At 70.8% G+C, this 16650-nt stretch carries 17 protein-coding genes; 9 read left to right on the forward strand and 8 right to left on the reverse strand.

The genetic code is table 11. The features are described 5' to 3' along the window. Positions 1-21: 21 nt before the first annotated feature. Both ACZ63J_RS24420 and ACZ63J_RS24425 read right to left on the reverse strand, forming a co-directional pair. On the reverse strand, positions 22-594 hold the full coding sequence (locus tag ACZ63J_RS24420; RefSeq protein WP_465334272.1) for a hypothetical protein: 573 nt from the start codon (positions 592-594) through the stop codon (positions 22-24). 57 nt (positions 595-651) lie between these two features. Beyond that, positions 652-1155, reverse strand: a complete 504-nt coding sequence (locus tag ACZ63J_RS24425) for a VOC family protein (RefSeq protein WP_465405337.1) — start codon at positions 1153-1155, stop codon at positions 652-654. A gap of 138 nt (positions 1156-1293) precedes the next feature. Between ACZ63J_RS24425 and ACZ63J_RS24430 the strand changes: the two genes are divergently transcribed. Further along, positions 1294-2094, forward strand: a complete 801-nt coding sequence (locus ACZ63J_RS24430; protein ID WP_465334276.1) for a 2-keto-4-pentenoate hydratase — start codon at positions 1294-1296, stop codon at positions 2092-2094. Then, the gene (locus tag ACZ63J_RS24435; protein WP_465405339.1) at positions 2091-2846 is read left to right on the forward strand and encodes a 2-keto-4-pentenoate hydratase; all 756 of its coding nucleotides are present in this window, start codon (positions 2091-2093) and stop codon (positions 2844-2846) included. The genes ACZ63J_RS24430 and ACZ63J_RS24435 overlap by 4 nt, the downstream gene beginning before the upstream one ends. Here the strand turns inward: ACZ63J_RS24435 and ACZ63J_RS24440 are convergent. The 4 genes from ACZ63J_RS24440 to ACZ63J_RS24455 form a co-directional block, all read right to left on the reverse strand. Beyond that, the gene (locus ACZ63J_RS24440; protein ID WP_465405341.1) at positions 2830-3711 is read right to left on the reverse strand and encodes an alpha/beta fold hydrolase; all 882 of its coding nucleotides are present in this window, start codon (positions 3709-3711) and stop codon (positions 2830-2832) included. The two genes, ACZ63J_RS24435 and ACZ63J_RS24440, sit on opposite strands and share 17 nt — an antisense overlap. After that, the gene (locus tag ACZ63J_RS24445) at positions 3711-5186 is read right to left on the reverse strand and encodes a WS/DGAT/MGAT family O-acyltransferase (protein WP_465405343.1); all 1476 of its coding nucleotides are present in this window, start codon (positions 5184-5186) and stop codon (positions 3711-3713) included. Before ACZ63J_RS24445 ends, ACZ63J_RS24440 begins: the two co-directional genes overlap by 1 nt. A gap of 383 nt (positions 5187-5569) precedes the next feature. Further along, on the reverse strand, positions 5570-7477 hold the full coding sequence (locus ACZ63J_RS24450; RefSeq protein WP_465405454.1) for an ABC transporter ATP-binding protein: 1908 nt from the start codon (positions 7475-7477) through the stop codon (positions 5570-5572). Between the two features lie 355 nt (positions 7478-7832). Beyond that, positions 7833-8300, reverse strand: a complete 468-nt coding sequence (locus ACZ63J_RS24455) for a DUF1579 family protein (RefSeq protein WP_465405345.1) — start codon at positions 8298-8300, stop codon at positions 7833-7835. Between the two features lie 82 nt (positions 8301-8382). On the opposite strand from ACZ63J_RS24455, the gene ACZ63J_RS24460 reads away from it, so the two are divergent. Then, positions 8383-8793 carry a MarR family winged helix-turn-helix transcriptional regulator gene (locus ACZ63J_RS24460; protein WP_465405347.1) on the forward strand — a complete coding sequence of 137 codons (411 nt, stop codon included), beginning with the start codon at positions 8383-8385 and terminating at the stop codon, positions 8791-8793. Positions 8794-8796: 3 nt separating this feature from the next. Here the strand turns inward: ACZ63J_RS24460 and ACZ63J_RS24465 are convergent, their stop codons facing one another. Then, positions 8797-9252 (reverse strand): winged helix-turn-helix transcriptional regulator, encoded by a 456-nt coding sequence (locus tag ACZ63J_RS24465; RefSeq protein WP_465405349.1) that lies wholly within the window; start codon positions 9250-9252, stop codon positions 8797-8799. A 90-nt stretch (positions 9253-9342) separates the two neighbouring features. Between ACZ63J_RS24465 and ACZ63J_RS24470 the strand changes: the two genes are divergently transcribed. Both ACZ63J_RS24470 and ACZ63J_RS24475 read left to right on the forward strand, forming a co-directional pair. Continuing rightward, positions 9343-9930 (forward strand): dihydrofolate reductase family protein, encoded by a 588-nt coding sequence (locus tag ACZ63J_RS24470; RefSeq protein WP_465405350.1) that lies wholly within the window; start codon positions 9343-9345, stop codon positions 9928-9930. 12 nt (positions 9931-9942) lie between these two features. Continuing rightward, positions 9943-10326: a PPOX class F420-dependent oxidoreductase gene (locus ACZ63J_RS24475; RefSeq protein ID WP_465301641.1), complete on the forward strand. Its 384-nt coding sequence runs from the start codon at positions 9943-9945 to the stop codon at positions 10324-10326. Between the two features lie 2 nt (positions 10327-10328). Here the strand turns inward: ACZ63J_RS24475 and ACZ63J_RS24480 are convergent, their stop codons facing one another. Beyond that, entirely contained in the window at positions 10329-10910 is a 582-nt protein-coding gene (locus tag ACZ63J_RS24480) for a TetR/AcrR family transcriptional regulator (protein ID WP_465405352.1), read from the reverse strand. 74 nt (positions 10911-10984) lie between these two features. On the opposite strand from ACZ63J_RS24480, the gene ACZ63J_RS24485 reads away from it, so the two are divergent. The 4 genes from ACZ63J_RS24485 (at position 10985) to boxC (ending at position 16645) form a co-directional block, all read left to right on the forward strand. After that, complete coding sequence (locus tag ACZ63J_RS24485) at positions 10985-13411, forward strand: beta-glucosidase (protein ID WP_465405354.1); 2427 nt, start codon at positions 10985-10987, stop codon at positions 13409-13411. Between the two features lie 152 nt (positions 13412-13563). After that, complete coding sequence (locus ACZ63J_RS24490) at positions 13564-14466, forward strand: GNAT family N-acetyltransferase (protein ID WP_465405356.1); 903 nt, start codon at positions 13564-13566, stop codon at positions 14464-14466. An 89-nt stretch (positions 14467-14555) separates the two neighbouring features. Further along, entirely contained in the window at positions 14556-14993 is a 438-nt protein-coding gene (locus tag ACZ63J_RS24495) for a hypothetical protein (RefSeq protein ID WP_465405358.1), read from the forward strand. Positions 14994-15025: 32 nt separating this feature from the next. Then, positions 15026-16645 carry a 2,3-epoxybenzoyl-CoA dihydrolase gene (gene boxC / locus ACZ63J_RS24500; RefSeq protein WP_465405360.1) on the forward strand — a complete coding sequence of 540 codons (1620 nt, stop codon included), beginning with the start codon at positions 15026-15028 and terminating at the stop codon, positions 16643-16645. Positions 16646-16650 lie beyond the last annotated feature (5 nt).

A 16650-nucleotide genomic window follows, 5' to 3' on the forward strand; every position in this document is an offset into this window, starting at 1 on the left:
GGGGGGAACGCTCCGGCGGTGTCAAAGCTTCCAGAGCCGCAGGCCGCGCACGCGGTAGACCGGCCACAGGACGTGCCACGGCTTGCGGCGGGCGAACGTCCCGGCGCAGGTCAGGATGTTGCGCGCGGACGTCGTGGTCACCTCGTGGCGGTCCGGCCAGATCTCGCCCTGGGCCCCGACGGCGATGCGGAACACCGTCAGCAGGCCGCGGCCCTGCAGGTCGTACTTCGCGCCGGTGTCCCCCGAGCCGGGCGCCAGCTCGGCGATCTCGGCGCCGAAGGCCCGCGCGGCCTGCGGCGCGACCTCCGCCGGAACCACGCCGACACTGCGGGTGATCGCCTTGCCGTGCAGGCGCCGGGCGTACCGCGCGAGCAGGAGACGCTCCCACAACGGCAGCAGCCGGCGGTGCGCCAGCAGCGCGGCGCACTCGCCGTGGCCGATCGCGAAGATGCTCGTCAGCTCGTCGTAACTGCCGTTCGTCGCCGGCTCGTTCAGGTGCAGCCGCACCTCGAACCGGGTGCGCGCGGTCAGTTCGTCGAGCAGCTCGCGGTGATCGAGCCGCGCTTTCGCGCGGGAGAGCGACCAGTCGGGCATCGGACCTCCAGACGTCGCGCACAGGCTAAACGGCGCACGACGTCTCCGACCACGCTTTCAGCCGATCTTCTCGCCGTACATCTCGCCCAGCGGGTCGGAGATCAGCTCGACGCGGGCACCGTCCGGATCGGACAGGTAGATGGAGGTCTTGCTCTCCAGCAGGTACTGCACGCCGGCTTCGTCGAGCTTGTCCTTGATCACGCTCCACCGTTCGGGCGTGACGGACAGGGCCAGGTGGTGCAGTCCACCGAGGACTTCCGCGTACGGGCCGAGGTCGAGGCCGGGCAGGTCGAAGAACGCGACGGCGTTGCCGTTGCCGACGTCGAAGAAGAAGTGGCTGGAGCCCGGGTAGTCGCGGTTCTCGATCAGCTCGGTGAGCGGGAAGCCGAGGATGTCCTGGTAGAACTCGATCGTCCGCTCGACGTCGCTGGAGATCAGCGCGGTGTGGTGGATGCCGCGCCCGTTCGTCTCCGGGCGTTCCGCGGCCGGGTGCAGGTGGCGCTCCCGCAGCTCGTCGCGGATCTCGGCGAGCTTGGTGACCTCGGCCTGGGTCGGTGCCATGTCCCTCACGTCCTCTCCTGGTGGTACCGGGAACGCTACGCCGTAATTATCTCGCGCGCAAGAGGTTGCCTGGCGAGAGTTCCGCTGAACGGAACAATCAGGCTTGTGCGTGCGCCCGCGCGCGGGCAGAGTCCGGGTGTGGAAGTCAGCAGGGTGCAGGAGGCCGCCGCGATCCTGGCGCGGGCCTACGCGACGCGGGAACCGATCGAACCGCTGATCAAGACCTTCCCGGAGGCGACCGTCGAGGACGCCTACCGGATCCAGCAGGAGCAGGTGCGGCACTGGACCGAAGCGGGCGACGCCGTCCGCGGGCACAAGGTGGGCCTCGCGTCCGCCGCGATGCAGCGGCAGATGGGCGTCGACCAGCCCGACTACGGGCACCTCACCGGCACCATGTTCCACCTCGAGCACCAGCCGATCCCGACCTCGGCGTTCCTGCAGCCGCGGATCGAGCCGGAGATCGCGTTCGTGCTCGGCTCGGCGCTGCGCGGCCCCGGCGTCACGGTCGCCGACGCGGTGCGGGCCGTCGACTTCGTGCTGCCGTCACTGGAGATCGTCGACTCCCGGATCCGGGACTGGAAGATCTCGCTGTTCGACACGATCGCCGACAACGCGTCGTCCGGCGGGGTGGTGCTGGGCAGCCGCCCGACGGCTCTGGGCGACGCGGACCTGCGGCTCGCCGGCTGCGTGCTGCACCAGAACGGTTCGGTGGCCGCGACGGGTGCGGGTGGCGCGGTGCTCGGCTCGCCGTTGAACTCGCTGGTGTGGCTGGCCAACACGGTCGGCCCGCTCGGCGTCACGCTGGAACCCGGGCACGTGGTGCTGCCGGGGTCGATGACCCGCGCGATCCCGGTGTCCCCCGGGGACACGGTGGTCGCCACGATCGCCGGCCTGGGCAGTGTCACCGCGGTCTTCGCTCCCGCTTCGGAGGAATCGTGAACGTGCGAGAGGCAGCCGCGGCGCTGCTGGCCACGGAGTCGGAGCGGGCTCCGCTCTCGGAGGACTGGCCCGGGCTCGACGTCGACACGGCGTACGCGATCCAGGACGAGGCCCTGCGGCTGCGGCGGGCCCGCGGCGAGACGCTGGTCGGGCTCAAGCTGGGCCTGACGTCCCGGGCGAAGCAGGAACGGATGGGCATCAGCTCACCGCTGCTGGCCTGGCTCACCGACGCGATGGTCCTGCCGGCCGGAGTCCCGGTGCCGCCGTTGATCCACCCGCGCGCCGAGCCGGAGCTGGTCTTCGTGCTGGGCTCGCGGCTGGCGGGCCCGGGCGTCACGGCGGCGACGGCGCTGGCCGCGGTCGACCGCGTGTACGGCGGCATCGAGATCATCGACAGCCGATACACCGACTACCGCTTCACGCTCCCGGACGCCGTCGCGGACAACGGCTCGTCGGCGTACTTCAGCGTGGGCCCGGTGGGGCTGCCGCCGTCTTCTCTCGATCTTTCGCTGGAGGCGGCGCTGCTGGAGGTCGACGGCCAGATCGTCGACACGGCGACCGGCGCGGCCGTCCAAGGCCACCCTGCGGAAGCGCTGGCCTTGGCGGCGAACGCCCTGGGTGCGCGGGGCCTGGCTTTGGAGCCGGGCTGGCTGGTCCTGACCGGCGGCATGACCGACGCGGTCCCGCTGCGACGCGGCTCGCGGGTCGCCGCCCACTTCTCGCACCTGGGCTCGGTCACGCTTTCGGGGTGACCTCGGCGCGGTCGGCGATCCGGGTGATGCCCTTGACCACCCGCGGCCAGACGGCGCGCGGCAGGTCGTGGCCCATGCCGGGGACGACGTCGAGGTCCGCGCCCGGGATCGCGCGGGCCGTGGCGCGCCCGCCCGAGACGTGCACCAGCGGGTCGCGCGCGCCGTGCACCACCAGCGCCGGCACCCGCACCTTGCGCAGCCGCGGCCCGCGGTCGCGCTCGGCCATGATCGCCGCGAGCTGGCGGAGGGTGCCGCCCGGGTGCACCCCGCGGTCGAAGGTCCGCTCGGCGCGGCGCCGCATGCGTTCTTCGTCGAACGGGTAACCGGGCGAGCCGATCAGCCGGAAGGTGCGCACGAGCATGTCGACGTAGTCCGCGCGGCTGCGCGGCGGCGTGCTGAGCAGCATCGACATCGCCTTGGGACTCGGCCTGCCGACCAGGCGGCCACCGGTGCTGGACATGATCGACGTCAGCGACAGCACCCGCTCGGGGTGCCGGATGGCGAGGGTCTGCGCGATCATCCCGCCCATCGACGCCCCGGCGACGTGCGCGGCCGGGATGCCCAGCGCATCCAGCAGGCCGGCGGCGTCCCCGGCCATGTCGGCGAGCGAGTACGGCGCGCGGTGCAGCACGTAGGCCTGCGGCAGGCTGGCCCGCCCGCGCATCCGGCTCGACCGCCCGGAGTCGCGGTTGTCGAAGCGGACGACGTGGAACCCTTGTGCGGCAAGGGTTTCGCAGAACTCCTCGTCCCACCAGATCATCGGCGCGCCGAGGCCCATCACGAGCAGCAGCGGCCGCCCGCCCGCGTCGCCGAACGTCTCGTGGCACAGCTCGACACCGCCGACCTCCGTGACGCGCTCCGCCATCAGGCCTCCCGGGTGTGCTCGGCGGCCAGCTTGGTGAGCTCGGCCAGGGCGTCGTGCAGGTGGTCGATCAGGTCCCAGACGTCCGGGATCAGCTCGCGGCAGGCGACGAGCCCGAAGTCCAGCTTGCCGTCGTAGGACATCACGGTGATGTTCAGGCCGCCACTCGCGTCGGTGATCGCGGAGACGGGGTAGTTCGCGAGCAGCCGCGCCCCGGCGAGGTAGAGCGGGCGCTGGGAGCCGGGCACGTTCGAGACGACGAGGTTCACGACGGGCGCGGTGGCGCCGAGGAACCGCATGGTCGCGCGGGCGGCGAGCCCGCCGAGCGCGGCCGGCAGCATCCCGCTGAAGTCGACCAGCCACGACGCGGGCAGCGGCTGGTAACGCTGTTTCGCGGCGATCATGGCGCTGGTGACCTCGGCCAGCCGCGCGGCGGGATCGGCGAGGTGCGTCGGCAGCGGCGCGAGCATCACCGACACCTGGTTGCCGGCGTCCTTCGCCTGTTCGGGTGTCCGGACGGACAGCGGGACGAGCGTCACGAGCGGCTGCTCGGGCAGGGCGTCGTGGTCGACGAGCCAGCGGCGCATGACGGTGGCGCACAACGCCATCACCACGTCGTTGACGGTGACGCCGAAGGCGTTCTTGACCTGCTTGACCTCGTCGAGCGGCAAGGAGCCGTAGGCGAACCGGCGGTGCGGGCTGATCGGGCCGTTGAAAGGGGTGTCCGGCGCGACGAGCCGCGGCCGGTCGGCCTCGTGGCGTCCGGAGCCCTGACGGGTGACGCGGTTGAGGACGCTGCCGGCTTTGGAGAGCAGCCCGACCCCGGGATAGCGGCTGAGGCCCGGGACGTCGTCGAGGTGCTGAAGCAGCTTCGGCACCTGCAGGGCGGCTTTGACGGGGTGCAGCGCGAGTCGTTTCGCCCCGTTGAAGGCCAGGGTCAGTTCGGTGGGCACGGACTCCTTTTGCGGCGTTTTCGGCGGTTTCACCGGCGGCGGCTCGGCGGTGGTGTCCATGAGCACGCCGATGAGCTCGGCCCCGGAGACACCGTCGATGGCGCTGTGGTGGACCTTCGTGTAGACGGCTTTGCTGCCGTTTTGCAGCCCGTGGATGAGATAGGCCTCCCACAGCGGCCGCCGCCGATCGAGGGGGCGCGCGGTGAGCCGCGAGATCTGCTCCGCGAGCTGCTGTTCGTCCCCGGGCGCGGGCAGCGCGATCTCGCGGACGTGGTACTCGAGGTCGAACTCGGGATCGTCGATCCAGTAGGGATGGTCGAGCCCGAGCGGCACGGGCAGCAGCCGCCACCGAAGCGGTTTGGCGAGGTGCAACCGGCTGCCGATGAGGTTCCGCAGGTCATCGAGGCTGAGCGTCCGACCGGGCGCGGTCGAGGGATCGAGGATCGAGAGGCCCCCGACATGCCCGGTGGTGGTGGTCGACTCGGCGTTGAGGAACTGCACGTCAAGCGCGGTGAGCTGGCGCATCGGACCCTCCTCGGAGCTCGGCAGGCCAGTCTGCCCCGGCGGGTGGTGGGGGTGGAACCGCTGCCTGGGTGTGGGCTGGCCGCCGAGCCCGGCGGCCGCCGGGGCGCGGCTGCGCGCGCGGGGTGGGGCGAGTCGGGCTGCGATCGCCGGGTGCTTGGGCGGTTGGCCGCCTCGGCTGTGCGCGGGAGGTTGGGTGATCGCCGGGTGTTTGGGCGGCTTGCCGCCGAGCCTCGGCTGCGCGCGAGATTGGGTGGTCGCCCGGGTTTCGGCTGGGCATGGGTGTTTGCCCGATCGCCGTGGCCGCTGTCCGCAGGCCGGTCCGGCCGCCCGCCGGCGTGCGCTCGGCGTCCCCGCCCGGCGCGGGAAAGTCCGTCTCCTCGCGCCTACGGTGACCGATCCGCCTGGCTTCGGGCTGCTCGGGGCGCCGGAACCTCCGTGCCCTTCCGATATGCGCGGGCCTGGATCTCGTACAGCTCGTGGTACGTCCCGCGCGCGCTGATCAGCTCCTCGTGGGTGCCCTCCTCGATCAGCCTTCCCTTGTCCAGCACCAGGATCCGGTCGGCCGAACGGATGTTGGCCAGCCGGTGGGTCACCAGGACCGTCGTGCGGCGGCCGCGGGCCGAGGTGCTCGCGTGCTGGAGGCCCGCGAACACCCGGGCCTCCGCGCGGGCGTCGAGCGCGGCCGTCGGCTCGTCGGCCACCAGGACCGATGCGTCGCGGTAGATGCCGCGGGCGATGCCCATGCGCTGCCACTGGCCGCCGGAAAGGTCCTGGCCCTCGTCGAACTTCTTCGACAGCACCGTGTTCTCCTTGGCGGGCAACGACTCGATCACCTCGGCCGCGCCCGAGCTGTCCACCGCTTCGCGCCACGCGCGGCCGTCCGGGTCCGCGCGACCGAGGCGGCCCACCGTGACGTTGTTCGCCGCCGTCATCGGCCACTCCGCGGGCTCCTGCGCGATCACCGCGATGTTCGTGTGCACCGACGCCGGGTCGGCCCGCGCGAGGTCGACGTCGTCCCAGTGCACCGTGCCCGCGTCCGGTGGGTAGAGCCCGGTCAGCAGCTTGCCGAGGGTGGTCTTGCCCGAGCCGTTCTCCCCGACGAGCGCGACCACCTCACCGCGCCGGATCGTCAGCGAAATGTCCCGTAATGCCGGTTTCTTCTGGCCCGGGTAGGTGAACGTGACGTCCGTCAGCCGGATCTCACCCGGGTCCGCGGGCGCGGTCAGCGCCGTCGGCGGCGGCTGCCGCTTCACCGACTCCGCCAGCAGCTGGTTGTAGAACCCGATGTAGAACGAGTCCTCGTACAGCGAGTTGACCGCGCGCATGGTGTTGGACAGCGCCGTCGACGCCGTGCGCATCGCCAGCACCGCCGTGCCGGCCAGCGCGAGCTCCATCGCGCCGGTGTAGAGCAGCCAGCCGAGCACGAAGTACGCGACGGCGGTGCCGAAGCCGGCCGCCGCCCGGCCGGTGGTCCGCACCAGGTTGCTGCGGTGCGCCAGCCGGACCTCCTCCCGCGCGAGGCTGCGCGAGATGCGCCGGTACTCGCCGAGCAGCGGTTCCTGCAGCGTCAGCGCGTGGCGTTCGAGGGCCATCGACCGCCAGGTCGCGACCTCTTCGACGACGGACTTGCGGATGTTGCGCCCGACCGTGTCGATGAAGTGGCGGTAGTTCAGCTTCGCGATGCGCGCGGCCGCGAAGCCGTCGGCGGTCGCGGCGAGCAGCAGCACCGGCGCCAGCCACGGGTTCAGCAATCCGGCGGTGAGCATCGCCGCCGCGAGCGAGATCGCCGACGACGTCAGGTCGGCGACGCGGCGCAGGCTCGTCTCGATGGACCGCACGCCGAAGCGCGCGCCCTGGCGGGCGAGCTCCCGGAAGTCCGCGTCCTCGAACGCGATCAGCCCGACGCGCACCACCGCGGCCGTCACGGCGTCGTCCGCCGCTGCGGTGACCCGCGGCCGCAGCGCGCCCTCGACCGCGGCGACGGCGGCGTCGAGCAACGCGCGCGCCGCGTACGAGCCGGTGACCACCGCGATCGCGGGCAGCGACTGCAGCACCCGCTCCGGTGTCGGGCCCTGTTCGAGCAGCGCGGTGAAGACGTTCGCCGTCGCGAGCAGCCCGAACGCCGTGACGCACCCGGAGATGACGTGCACGAAGCCGGCCAGCAGCGTCAGCCGTCGCGATGTCCGCCACGCGAGCCGCAGCACGACCTTGATCGCGGTGGGCAGCGCGCGCACGGCCTGGCCGAAGCCCGCGGCGGCCACACGTTCGTCGACGCGCGCCCACTCGGGCATCTTCACGTTTTCGACCCCGATCAGCGGGGGTGGGTCCTGGGCGGGTTCGGGCACGCTTCATCTGTACTCCGGGGGTCCGACAATTCCGGGCGTGGCCGGTGTCGCGCTGTCCCGGTGGTCAGCCGATGAGACTAGGCCGTTCGGGTGAAAGTAATCGTTTTCTCTGGGCCTCCGGCGATATCCGGGACACACTCGCTGCATAGCGCGAAAGCGAGCAAGACCGAATAACTAATAATTGTTGTTTAATTCGCCCACCGTGGGACCGCCCGAGGCGGCAGGTCCGCGGATGTGGTGGCAGAGACCGGAAACGGGCGACGTCCTCAAGTAAGGGGGGAGGGGCGTCGCCTGTTTCCTCCTACCCGTTTTTCCGGGTGTACCGGGCGCGCAGGAATGGGCTGAATTCGCTGTCTTCGCCCATCTTGACATCGATTTCGTGGGTGAGGGTGTCGCCGCCCGGGGTGAGGCGGTGCCGGGCGACCCCGCGGGCGGTGTTCTTGGTCAGGACCAGCGTGCCGCCGTCCCAGCCGCCGCGGGCGGGTGACTCGGGCGGGAAGCCGTAGCTGTCGAAGCCGTACCAGAGCGTCTCGCCGGTTCGCGGGTCGGCGGTGAAGATGTTGTGGCCCAGGAACTCCGTGCCGTCTTCGCGGCGCTGGCGGTAGTGCTGGACCAGGGCGAAACCGTTGAGCGCCAACCGGTATTCACAGTCGGCGCTCGCGGTCGAAGCCGGCGCCCACGCCGAGGCGGCGAGCTCTTCGGTGCCGGTCCAGTCGCCGGCGAAGGCCTTCAGGGCGTCGTGCGCGGGCCCGAGGGTGGGCATGTCCATGGTCGTCTCCATTTCGACAGGTACCTGTCGATGTGCGAGACTAGCACGCATGTGGTCGCACCGAGCCGAGACGTTCACCCGAGTGATCGACGCGGTCTTCGCATGCAACGGCGGCTTCCTGGCGGCGGGCGACGCGCTGACGGAGCCGGTGGGGCTGACGGCGGCGCAGTGGCAGGTGCTCGGTTTCCTGGAGGACGGCCCGGCGACGGCGGCAGAGGTGGCCCGGCGGCGTGGGTTGCGGCGGCAGAGTGTGCAGGAGACGGTGAACCGCTTGCTGCGCAACGGAATGCTGGAACGTTTGCCGAACCCGGCGGATGGGCGGGCGCCGTTGTTGTCGTTGACGCGGCAGGCTCGGGAGGCTCTGGGGGAGCTGGGGGTGGCGCAGGAGGCTTGGGCGGAAGGGGTGGCTGCGGTGGTGTCGCAGGGGGATTTGGAGACGACTTTGCGTACGTTGCGGAGGCTGCGGGAGGGTTTGTCCACGGGGCAGCCGTGAGGGCTACACCTCTGCGCCAGGTCCCGGGAGGACGTCCACGTCCCTCGCGTGCATGGGCTTGCCGCAGTTTGTGCAGGTCAGGCCGGCTTGGGTGATCTCGCCGCACTCGTGGTGGCGGTACACCACCGGAGGGCCCGCCTTGCCCGCCAGCCACTTGTCGCCCCAGTGGGTCATTGCCATCAGCATGTCCACCAGGTCCAGGCCCTTCTCTGTCAGGACGTACTCGTAACGGGGGCGGTTGTCGTACGGGTGGCGGCTGAGGATTCCCTGGTCGACCAGGTGGTTCAGGCGCTCGGTCAGGACCTTGCGCGAGATTCCCAGGTCGGCCTGGAGCTGCTCGAAGCGGCTGAAGCCCACCCATACGTCCCGCAGGATTAGGGGGGACCAGGGCTCTCCGATGACGTCGAGCGTGCGCGCGATCGAGCACGCCGCCAGCTCGCTGAAGTTCGTGCGCTGCATGGACCTAGATTAGCACTTGGGGTTCCCTTAGGGAACTGACACTGCTACGGTCTTGGAGTCTCCTCAAGGAACTTCGAAAGGATCGCGGCGATGAGCAAGGTCTTCAGCGCCCACGCGGTGTCGGTGGACGGGTACATCACCGGGCGTGGGGCCGGCCCCGGGCGCGGGCTCGGCGACGGTGGCACGCTCTTCGACTGGTACAGCGACGGCGACACCCCCAGCCGCGCCTTCGACTTCTTCAAGCTCAGTGAGCCCAGCGCCCGCGTCTTCGACGAGCTCGCGGAGCGGGTCGGGGCGATCGTCGCCGGGCGCACCACCTATGAGGACTCCGAGCACTTCGGTGGCGGGAGCCCGCATCCGGCCGCGCCGGTCGTGGTGCTCAGCCGGCGGCCGGTGCCGGAGCTGACCGCGCGGCAGACCCTGGCCACCTCCATCGAGGACGCGATCGAGAAGGCCCGCGAGATCGCCGGCGGCAAGGACGTCGGCCTCATGGGCGGGGGCGTGCTGACGTCGGCGCTCGAGGCCGGGCTCGTCGACGAGGTTGTCCTGCACCAGGTGCCGGTGCTGCTCGGTGGCGGCCGGTCGTTCTTCCGGGACCTGCCGTCGCACGTACGGTTGCGGCTCGTCGAAGCAGTTCCCGCTCCCGGGGTCACCCACCTCCACTACGCCGTCGCCTGAAGGAGAACCACCATGCTCGACAACGAAGTCCGCCGCATCCTTTCGACCACCGTCGTCGCGCACCTCGCCACCGTGCTGCCCGACGGCGCCCCGCACTCGATCCCGCTCTGGGTGGACCCGGAAGGCGAGTACATCGCGATCATGACCGGCCCGGACTCGCGCAAGGCCCGCAACCTGCGGCGCGACCCGCGGGTGGCGCTCTCCCTCACCCCGGCGGACAACCCGTTCGAGCCGGTCGTCATCCGCGGCCGCGTGGAACGGTGGGTCGACGGCGACGCCGGCTGGGCGATCGTCGACCGGATCGCGACGAAGTACATCGGTACGCCCTACCCGCGGGAGCAGGAGCGGGTCGTGGCGCTGATCGCGGTGGAGCGGCAGAGCGTGGGCATGGGCTGACGTCAGTCCGGCTTGATCCCCAGCGCCGTGAGGAAGGTGCGGAACCCGGCGGGCATGTCGACCGCCGCCGGGTCGAGGAGCCACTGCAGCTGCAGCCCGTCGAGGACGGCGACCGCGATCGGCGCCAGCTGTTCCGGCGTGGTGCCCGGGGGCAGCTCGTCGCGATGACGTTCGAGCATCTCGGTCATGCCCGCCCGGACGCGCACATAGCGGTCGTGGAAGTACTCCCGCGCCGGATGGTCCTCCGTGACGCTGTCCGCCGCCAGCACCGTGTACGTCTGCACGATGCCCGGCCGCGTCGCGTTGTAGTCGACCAGCTCGGCCAGCTGGTTCACCGTCATCGAAGACGGGTCGCCCGCCGGCGCGTGGCCGAAGTGCAGCAGGTCCCACTCGTCCCGGGTTTCCAGCACCGCCGTGAGCAGGTCTTCCTTCGTCGGGAAGTAGTGCATCAGGCCCTGTTGGGTCAGCCCGACCCGGTCGGCGACGGCGGCCAGCGACGTGCCGCGGTAGCCGCGCTCGGCGATCACCTCGAACGCCGCGCGGACGATGCTCGCTCGGCGGTCGGCGCCCCTGGCCCGGGTCATGATCCCGAGCCTACGGGACACGGCGTCACGGAACCATAACGTTCACTACTCGCCGCCAGGTAGAGTGGGCGCTCATGAGCTTCGACGTCGACGCGCTGCTGGCCGAGCTCGACCTGGACGCCAAGGCGAGCCTGCTCGCCGGCCAGGACGTCTGGTCGCTCCCCGCCCGCCCGGAGATCGGGCTCGGGTCGCTGGTGCTCTCCGACGGCCCGATCGGCGTCCGCGGGGTGCGGTGGAGCCCGGACGACCCCTCGGTGACGCTGCCCAGCCCGACGGCGCTCGCCGCGAGCTGGGACCCGCGCCTGGCCGTGCGCGCCGGCCGATTGCTCGCGCAAGAGGCCCGCCGCAAGGGCGTGCACGTGCTGCTCGCGCCGACGGTCAACCTCCAGCGCTCGCCGCTCGGCGGCCGCCACTTCGAGTGCTACTCGGAAGATCCCCTCCTCACCGGGATGATCGGCGCCGGGTACGTCACCGGCGTGCAGGACGGCGGGGTCGCCGTCACGGTCAAGCACTTCGTCGCCAACGACTTCGAGACCGAACGCTTCACCGCCGACGTCCACGTCGGCGAACGCGCGTTGCGCGAGCTCTACCTCGCGCCGTTCGAGCTCATCGTCCGGCGGGCGAAGCCGTGGGGGATCATGGCCGCCTACAACAGCGTCAACGGCACCACGATGACCCAGCACGCCGAGCTGCTCAACGGGGTGCTGCGCGACGAATGGGGTTTCGACGGCTTCGTCGTCTCCGACTGGCTGGCCGCGCGCGACACCGTCGCCTCCGCCAACGGCGGCCTCGACGTCGCCATGCCCGGCCCGCGCACGGTGTTCGGCGAACGGCTCGCCGAAGCCGTGCGCGGTGGCGAAGTCGACGAAGAGGTGCTCGACGACATGGTCCGGCGGGTGCTCCTGCTGGCCCACCGGACCGGCGCGCTCGGCGACACCCCCGGGCCGGAGAAGTCCGATGTGGACGGTGAAGCGGTCGCGCGCGAGGTCGCGCGCCGGTCGTTCGTGCTGCTCAGCAACGAAACCGGCGTGCTGCCCCTGCGCGAGCCGCGGAGCATCGCGCTCATCGGCGCGCTCGCCGCGGACCCGAAGATCCTCGGTGGTGGCAGCGCCACCGTGTTCCCCGACCACGTCGTCTCCCCTCTCGACGGCCTCCGCAAGGCCGTTCCGCCGGGCACCGACCTCACTTTCGCCATCGGTGCCGATCCGCGAACGACGCTACCGCCGGCCACCGACAATTTCCGGCTCCGTGCGACGGCGAAGGCCGCGGACGGCACCCGATTGGCTGAATTTCCGCTCAGGGAAGCCAAGATCACGTGGATCGGGGAACTCCCCGCCGGCCTCGACATGGGCACCCTCGCGTCGGTCGAGATCGCCGGCACCTACCTGCCGGAGCGAAGCGGCACGCACACCTTCGCCGTCACCGGCCCCGGCGACCTCCGCCTCACCGTCGCCGGCCAGACCCTCTTCGACGGCGTGAACCTGCCGGAAGGCGGCGACGTCTTCACGTCGATCATGCAGGTCAACGAGCAGCGCCGGGAAGTCGAGCTGACCGCCGACGAGCTCGTGGAGGTCAGCCTGACCTACTGGATCCCGTCGGAGATGGCGGAGTTCGCGCGGGGCACCTTCGCCTGGGTCACCTTCGCGCTCGGGCACCGCGGCCCGGTGCTCGACCCGGACGCCGCGCTCGACGAAGCCGTTGCCGCGGCGGGGAAGTCGGACGTCGCGGTGGTCGTCGTCGGCACCACGGCCGAGGTCGAGAGCGAGGGCTTCGACCGGACTTCCCTGGCCCTGCCGGGAAGGCAGGACGAACTGGTCACGCGGGTCGCCGAAGCCAACCCCAACACCGTGGTCGTCGTGAACGCGGGTTCCCCGGTCGAGATGCCGTGGCGGGACGACGTCGCCGCGGTGCTGCTCACCTGGTTCCCCGGCCAGGCCGGCGGTGACGCGCTCGCCGACGTCCTCTTCGGCCTCGAAGAACCCGGCGGCCGCCTGCCGACGACCTGGCCGGCGGTCCTCGAAGACGCGCCCGTCACGAACGTGACACCGGAAGAAGGCGTGCTGCCGTACGAAGAAGGCGTCTACATCGGTTACAGCGCGTGGGGACGCACCGACCGGCAACCCGCCTACTGGTTCGGCCACGGCCAGGGTTACACGACCTGGGTCTACGAAGAGCTCGACGTCTATCCGGACGACGAAGGCGGCGCGCGTGTCCGAGTCCGCGTACGCAACTCCGGCAAGCGCAAGGGCCGCGAAGTCGTCCAGCTCTATCTGGCCCCGACCGAGCGCGGTGACCGGCCGCACCGGTGGCTCGCCGGCTTCGCGAGCGTCGAAGCCGGGCCCGGCGAAGCCGTCGAGACCGACATCGCGATCGCGCCGAGGTCGGTTTCGGTCTGGCAGGACGGCTGGCGGCACATCGCGGGTGAGTACGTCCTGGAGGCTTCGCACTCCTACGCGCAGCCGCGGTTGAGCACCCGGGTGGTGCTCCAGAAAATCCGTTGATCACCCCGGGTCGGGTCCCTAGGGTGGCGGGAGCACCCTCGACCAGGCGAAAGGAGGTGGGTCCGATGATCACGCCCTTGATCACGCGCTCCCACCTCGGCACGAGGGTGCTGGTCGGCTGACCCCGGGAGCGCACTCCCGGAAGGATCGTCATGACCGAACTGGTCGTGCGCCCGCTCGAAGCGGGCGAAGAAGCACTGTTCACCTCTCTGCCCGACCGTGGTCTCGTCGGCCTCTCGTTGCTCGGGCACAACTTCGCCGAGCAGGCGAAACGCGGCGAATACCGGCCCGAGTGGACTTGGGTCGCGCTGCGCGACGGCGTCGTCGTGGCCCGGGCCGCCTGGTGGGCCGGCCCCGAGGACGAGAAGCCGATCGCGCTGGACTGGTTCGACTTCACCGACTTCGACGCCGCTGTCCACCTCTTGAAGACGGCGCCGCTGCGCGCGGAGTACGCGCTGACCGCGCCACCCGCGTGGCGGGACGACCCGGACGTCGCGCACGAAGTGAACGTCCGCGTCGAGGCGGCGGAGAAGGCGGGCTACCGCAAGCTCGTCGAGCGCCACCGCTACCACTGGACCCCGGAACTCGGCCTGCCGGACCGGCCGGGACGGCTCGTGTTCCGGCCCGAGCCGGACGACGACGTCATCCTCGAGGTGTTCAAGCAGGTGCACGTCGGCAGCCTCGACGCGCACGTCCGCAAGACCGTCGAGGAGCAAGGTCTCGACGCAGCCGCGCAGGAAGACCTCGACATCATGCGGTGGATGCCGGGGCCGCGGGACTGGTGGCGGCTGGCCTACACGCGCGAAGGCGAGCTGGTCGGGCTCACCTTGCCGAGCCGCAACCTCTACAACCCGGTGATCGGTTACGTCGGCGTGGTGCCCGGGCAGCGGGGCCACGGGTACGCCTACGACCTGCTGGTCGAAGCCACGCACGACCTCGTGGCGTACGGCTCCGACCGGGTCGTCGCGGCCACCGACGTCGGGAACGTCCCGATGGCCAAGGCCTTCGCGAAGGCGGGTTACCCGGTCGCGCAGTACCGCATCGACCTGGTGTGACGCCGCGGGGCGGCCGTGTCTTGCCCGGCGCGGCCGCTCCGCGGTACCGTCGCTAGAGCGATCTATCAAATCGGCTTAGGGGGCCCGTGATGGACGTTCTGCACGAGAAGGGTCTGACGCCGCTTCGCGTGATCCTCGGCTTCTCGCTGCTCTCGACCACGCTGCACTACGCGCACAACGTCATCCGGGCGGCGGACTACCCGCAGATCCCGGGGATCTCCGTGCTCGCCGCGCAGGTCGTGGTCGCGTTCGGCTGGGTGCTGTTCACGGTTTTCGGCTGGTTCGGCTACCGCGCCTACGAGCGCGGCCGGTACCCGCGCGCGCTGGTGTTCCTGCTGGTCTACTCGCTGTCCGGCCTGGCCAGCGCGGGCCACTTCCTGGTCGGCGTGCCGCAGGTCCCGGTGTTCTGGTTCGCGACGATCTTCACCGACTCGGCGGCAGCCCTGGCCCTGTGGGTGTTCGTAACCTGGGCGTGGGCGGTGCTCAACCGGGTGACCTTGCGAGATCAAGTTTCTACACAACATTGACGTTCGCAGAAATCATGTAGACAATCGAGCGGGTGACCACCACCACACCGGTGACCTTCGAGCGCCGTCCCGACGAGTACCGCCACTGGCGTCTCCACGTCGACGGGGAGGTGGCGTGGCTGGAGCTGGACGTCGACGAGCAGGGCGGGCTCGTCCCCGGCTACGAGCTCAAGCTCAACTCCTACGATCTCGGGGTCGACATCGAGCTGTACGACGCGACGCAGCGGCTGCGGTTCGAGCACCCCGAGGTCCGCGTGGTGGTGGTGACCAGCGCGAAGGACAAGGTCTTCTGCGCGGGCGCGAACATCCGGATGCTCGCCGCGTCCGAGCACCACTGGAAGGTGAACTTCTGCAAGTTCACCAACGAGACGCGCAACGGCATGGAGGACGCGACCGAGCACTCCGGCCAGACCTACGTCGCCGCGGTGAACGGCGCCTGCGCCGGCGGTGGGTACGAAATCGCGCTGGCCTGCGAAAAGATCCTCCTGATCGACGACAACTCCTCGACCGTCGCGCTGCCGGAGGTGCCGCTGCTCGGCGTGCTGCCCGGCACCGGCGGCCTGACGCGGGTCGTCGACAAGCGGCGCGTGCGCAAGGACCTCGCCGACGTCTTCGCGACGCGCCCCGACGGCGTCAAGGGCAAGACCGCCGTCGACTGGCGGCTGGTCGACGAGCTGGTGCCCCGCCAGGGCTTCCGCGACGCCGTGGCGAAGCGGGCCCGCGAGATCGCGCGCGAGTCTGACCGGACCGGTGAGGGCGGCATCGAGCTGACGCAGCTCGAACATCGCTTTGTCGACACGGAAGTGGTCAAGGACCAGGTCACCATCACCGTCAAGGGCCCCGAGAACGACCCCGGCGACCTGCGCGAAGAGGGTGCGAACGGCTGGTTCCTCGCGATGACGCGCGAGCTGGACGACACGATCCTGCGGCTGCGCACCAACGAGGTCGAGGCGGGAACCTGGATCCTGCGCACGCAGGGCGACCCGGAGAAGGTGTCCGCGCACGAGCAGGCCGTCCTCGGCACGAAGGACTGGCTGGCCAACGAGATCACGCACTACTTCAAGCGCGTGCTCAAACGCCTCGACGTCACCAGCCGCAGCCTGATCGCCCTGATCGAGCCCGGCAGCTGCTTCACCGGCGCGCTGCTGGAGATCGCGCTGGCCGCGGACCGCCAGTACATCCTCGACGGGCCGCCGATCGACGACGAAGACAGCGACGCGCGGGCGTCGATCCGGCTGACCGACGCCAACTTCGGCGCGTTCCCGATGGGCAACGGCCTCACGCGCCTGCAGACGCGCTTCTACGGCGACGACGACCACCTCGCCTGGCTCGCGCGCGAGAAGAACCGCGACCTCACCCCCGCTGAAGCCGTCGAACTCGGCCTCGTCACCGACGCGCCGGACGACCTCGACTGGGAGGACGAGATCCGGATCGCCCTCGAGGGCCGGGCGTCACTGTCGCCGGACGCCCTCACCGGCATGGAGGCCAACCACCGGTTCGTCGGCCCGGAGACCATCGAGACCAAGATCTTCGGCCGGCTGGCGGCTTGGCAGAACTGGATTTTCACCCGGCCGAACGCATCCGGCCCGGAAGGCGCGCTGCGCCGATACGGTACTGGTCAGAAGGCCGTCTTCGACAGGAAGCGGGTCTAGCGCTC

It is taken from the genome of Amycolatopsis sp. NPDC104863, assembly GCF_055582965.1.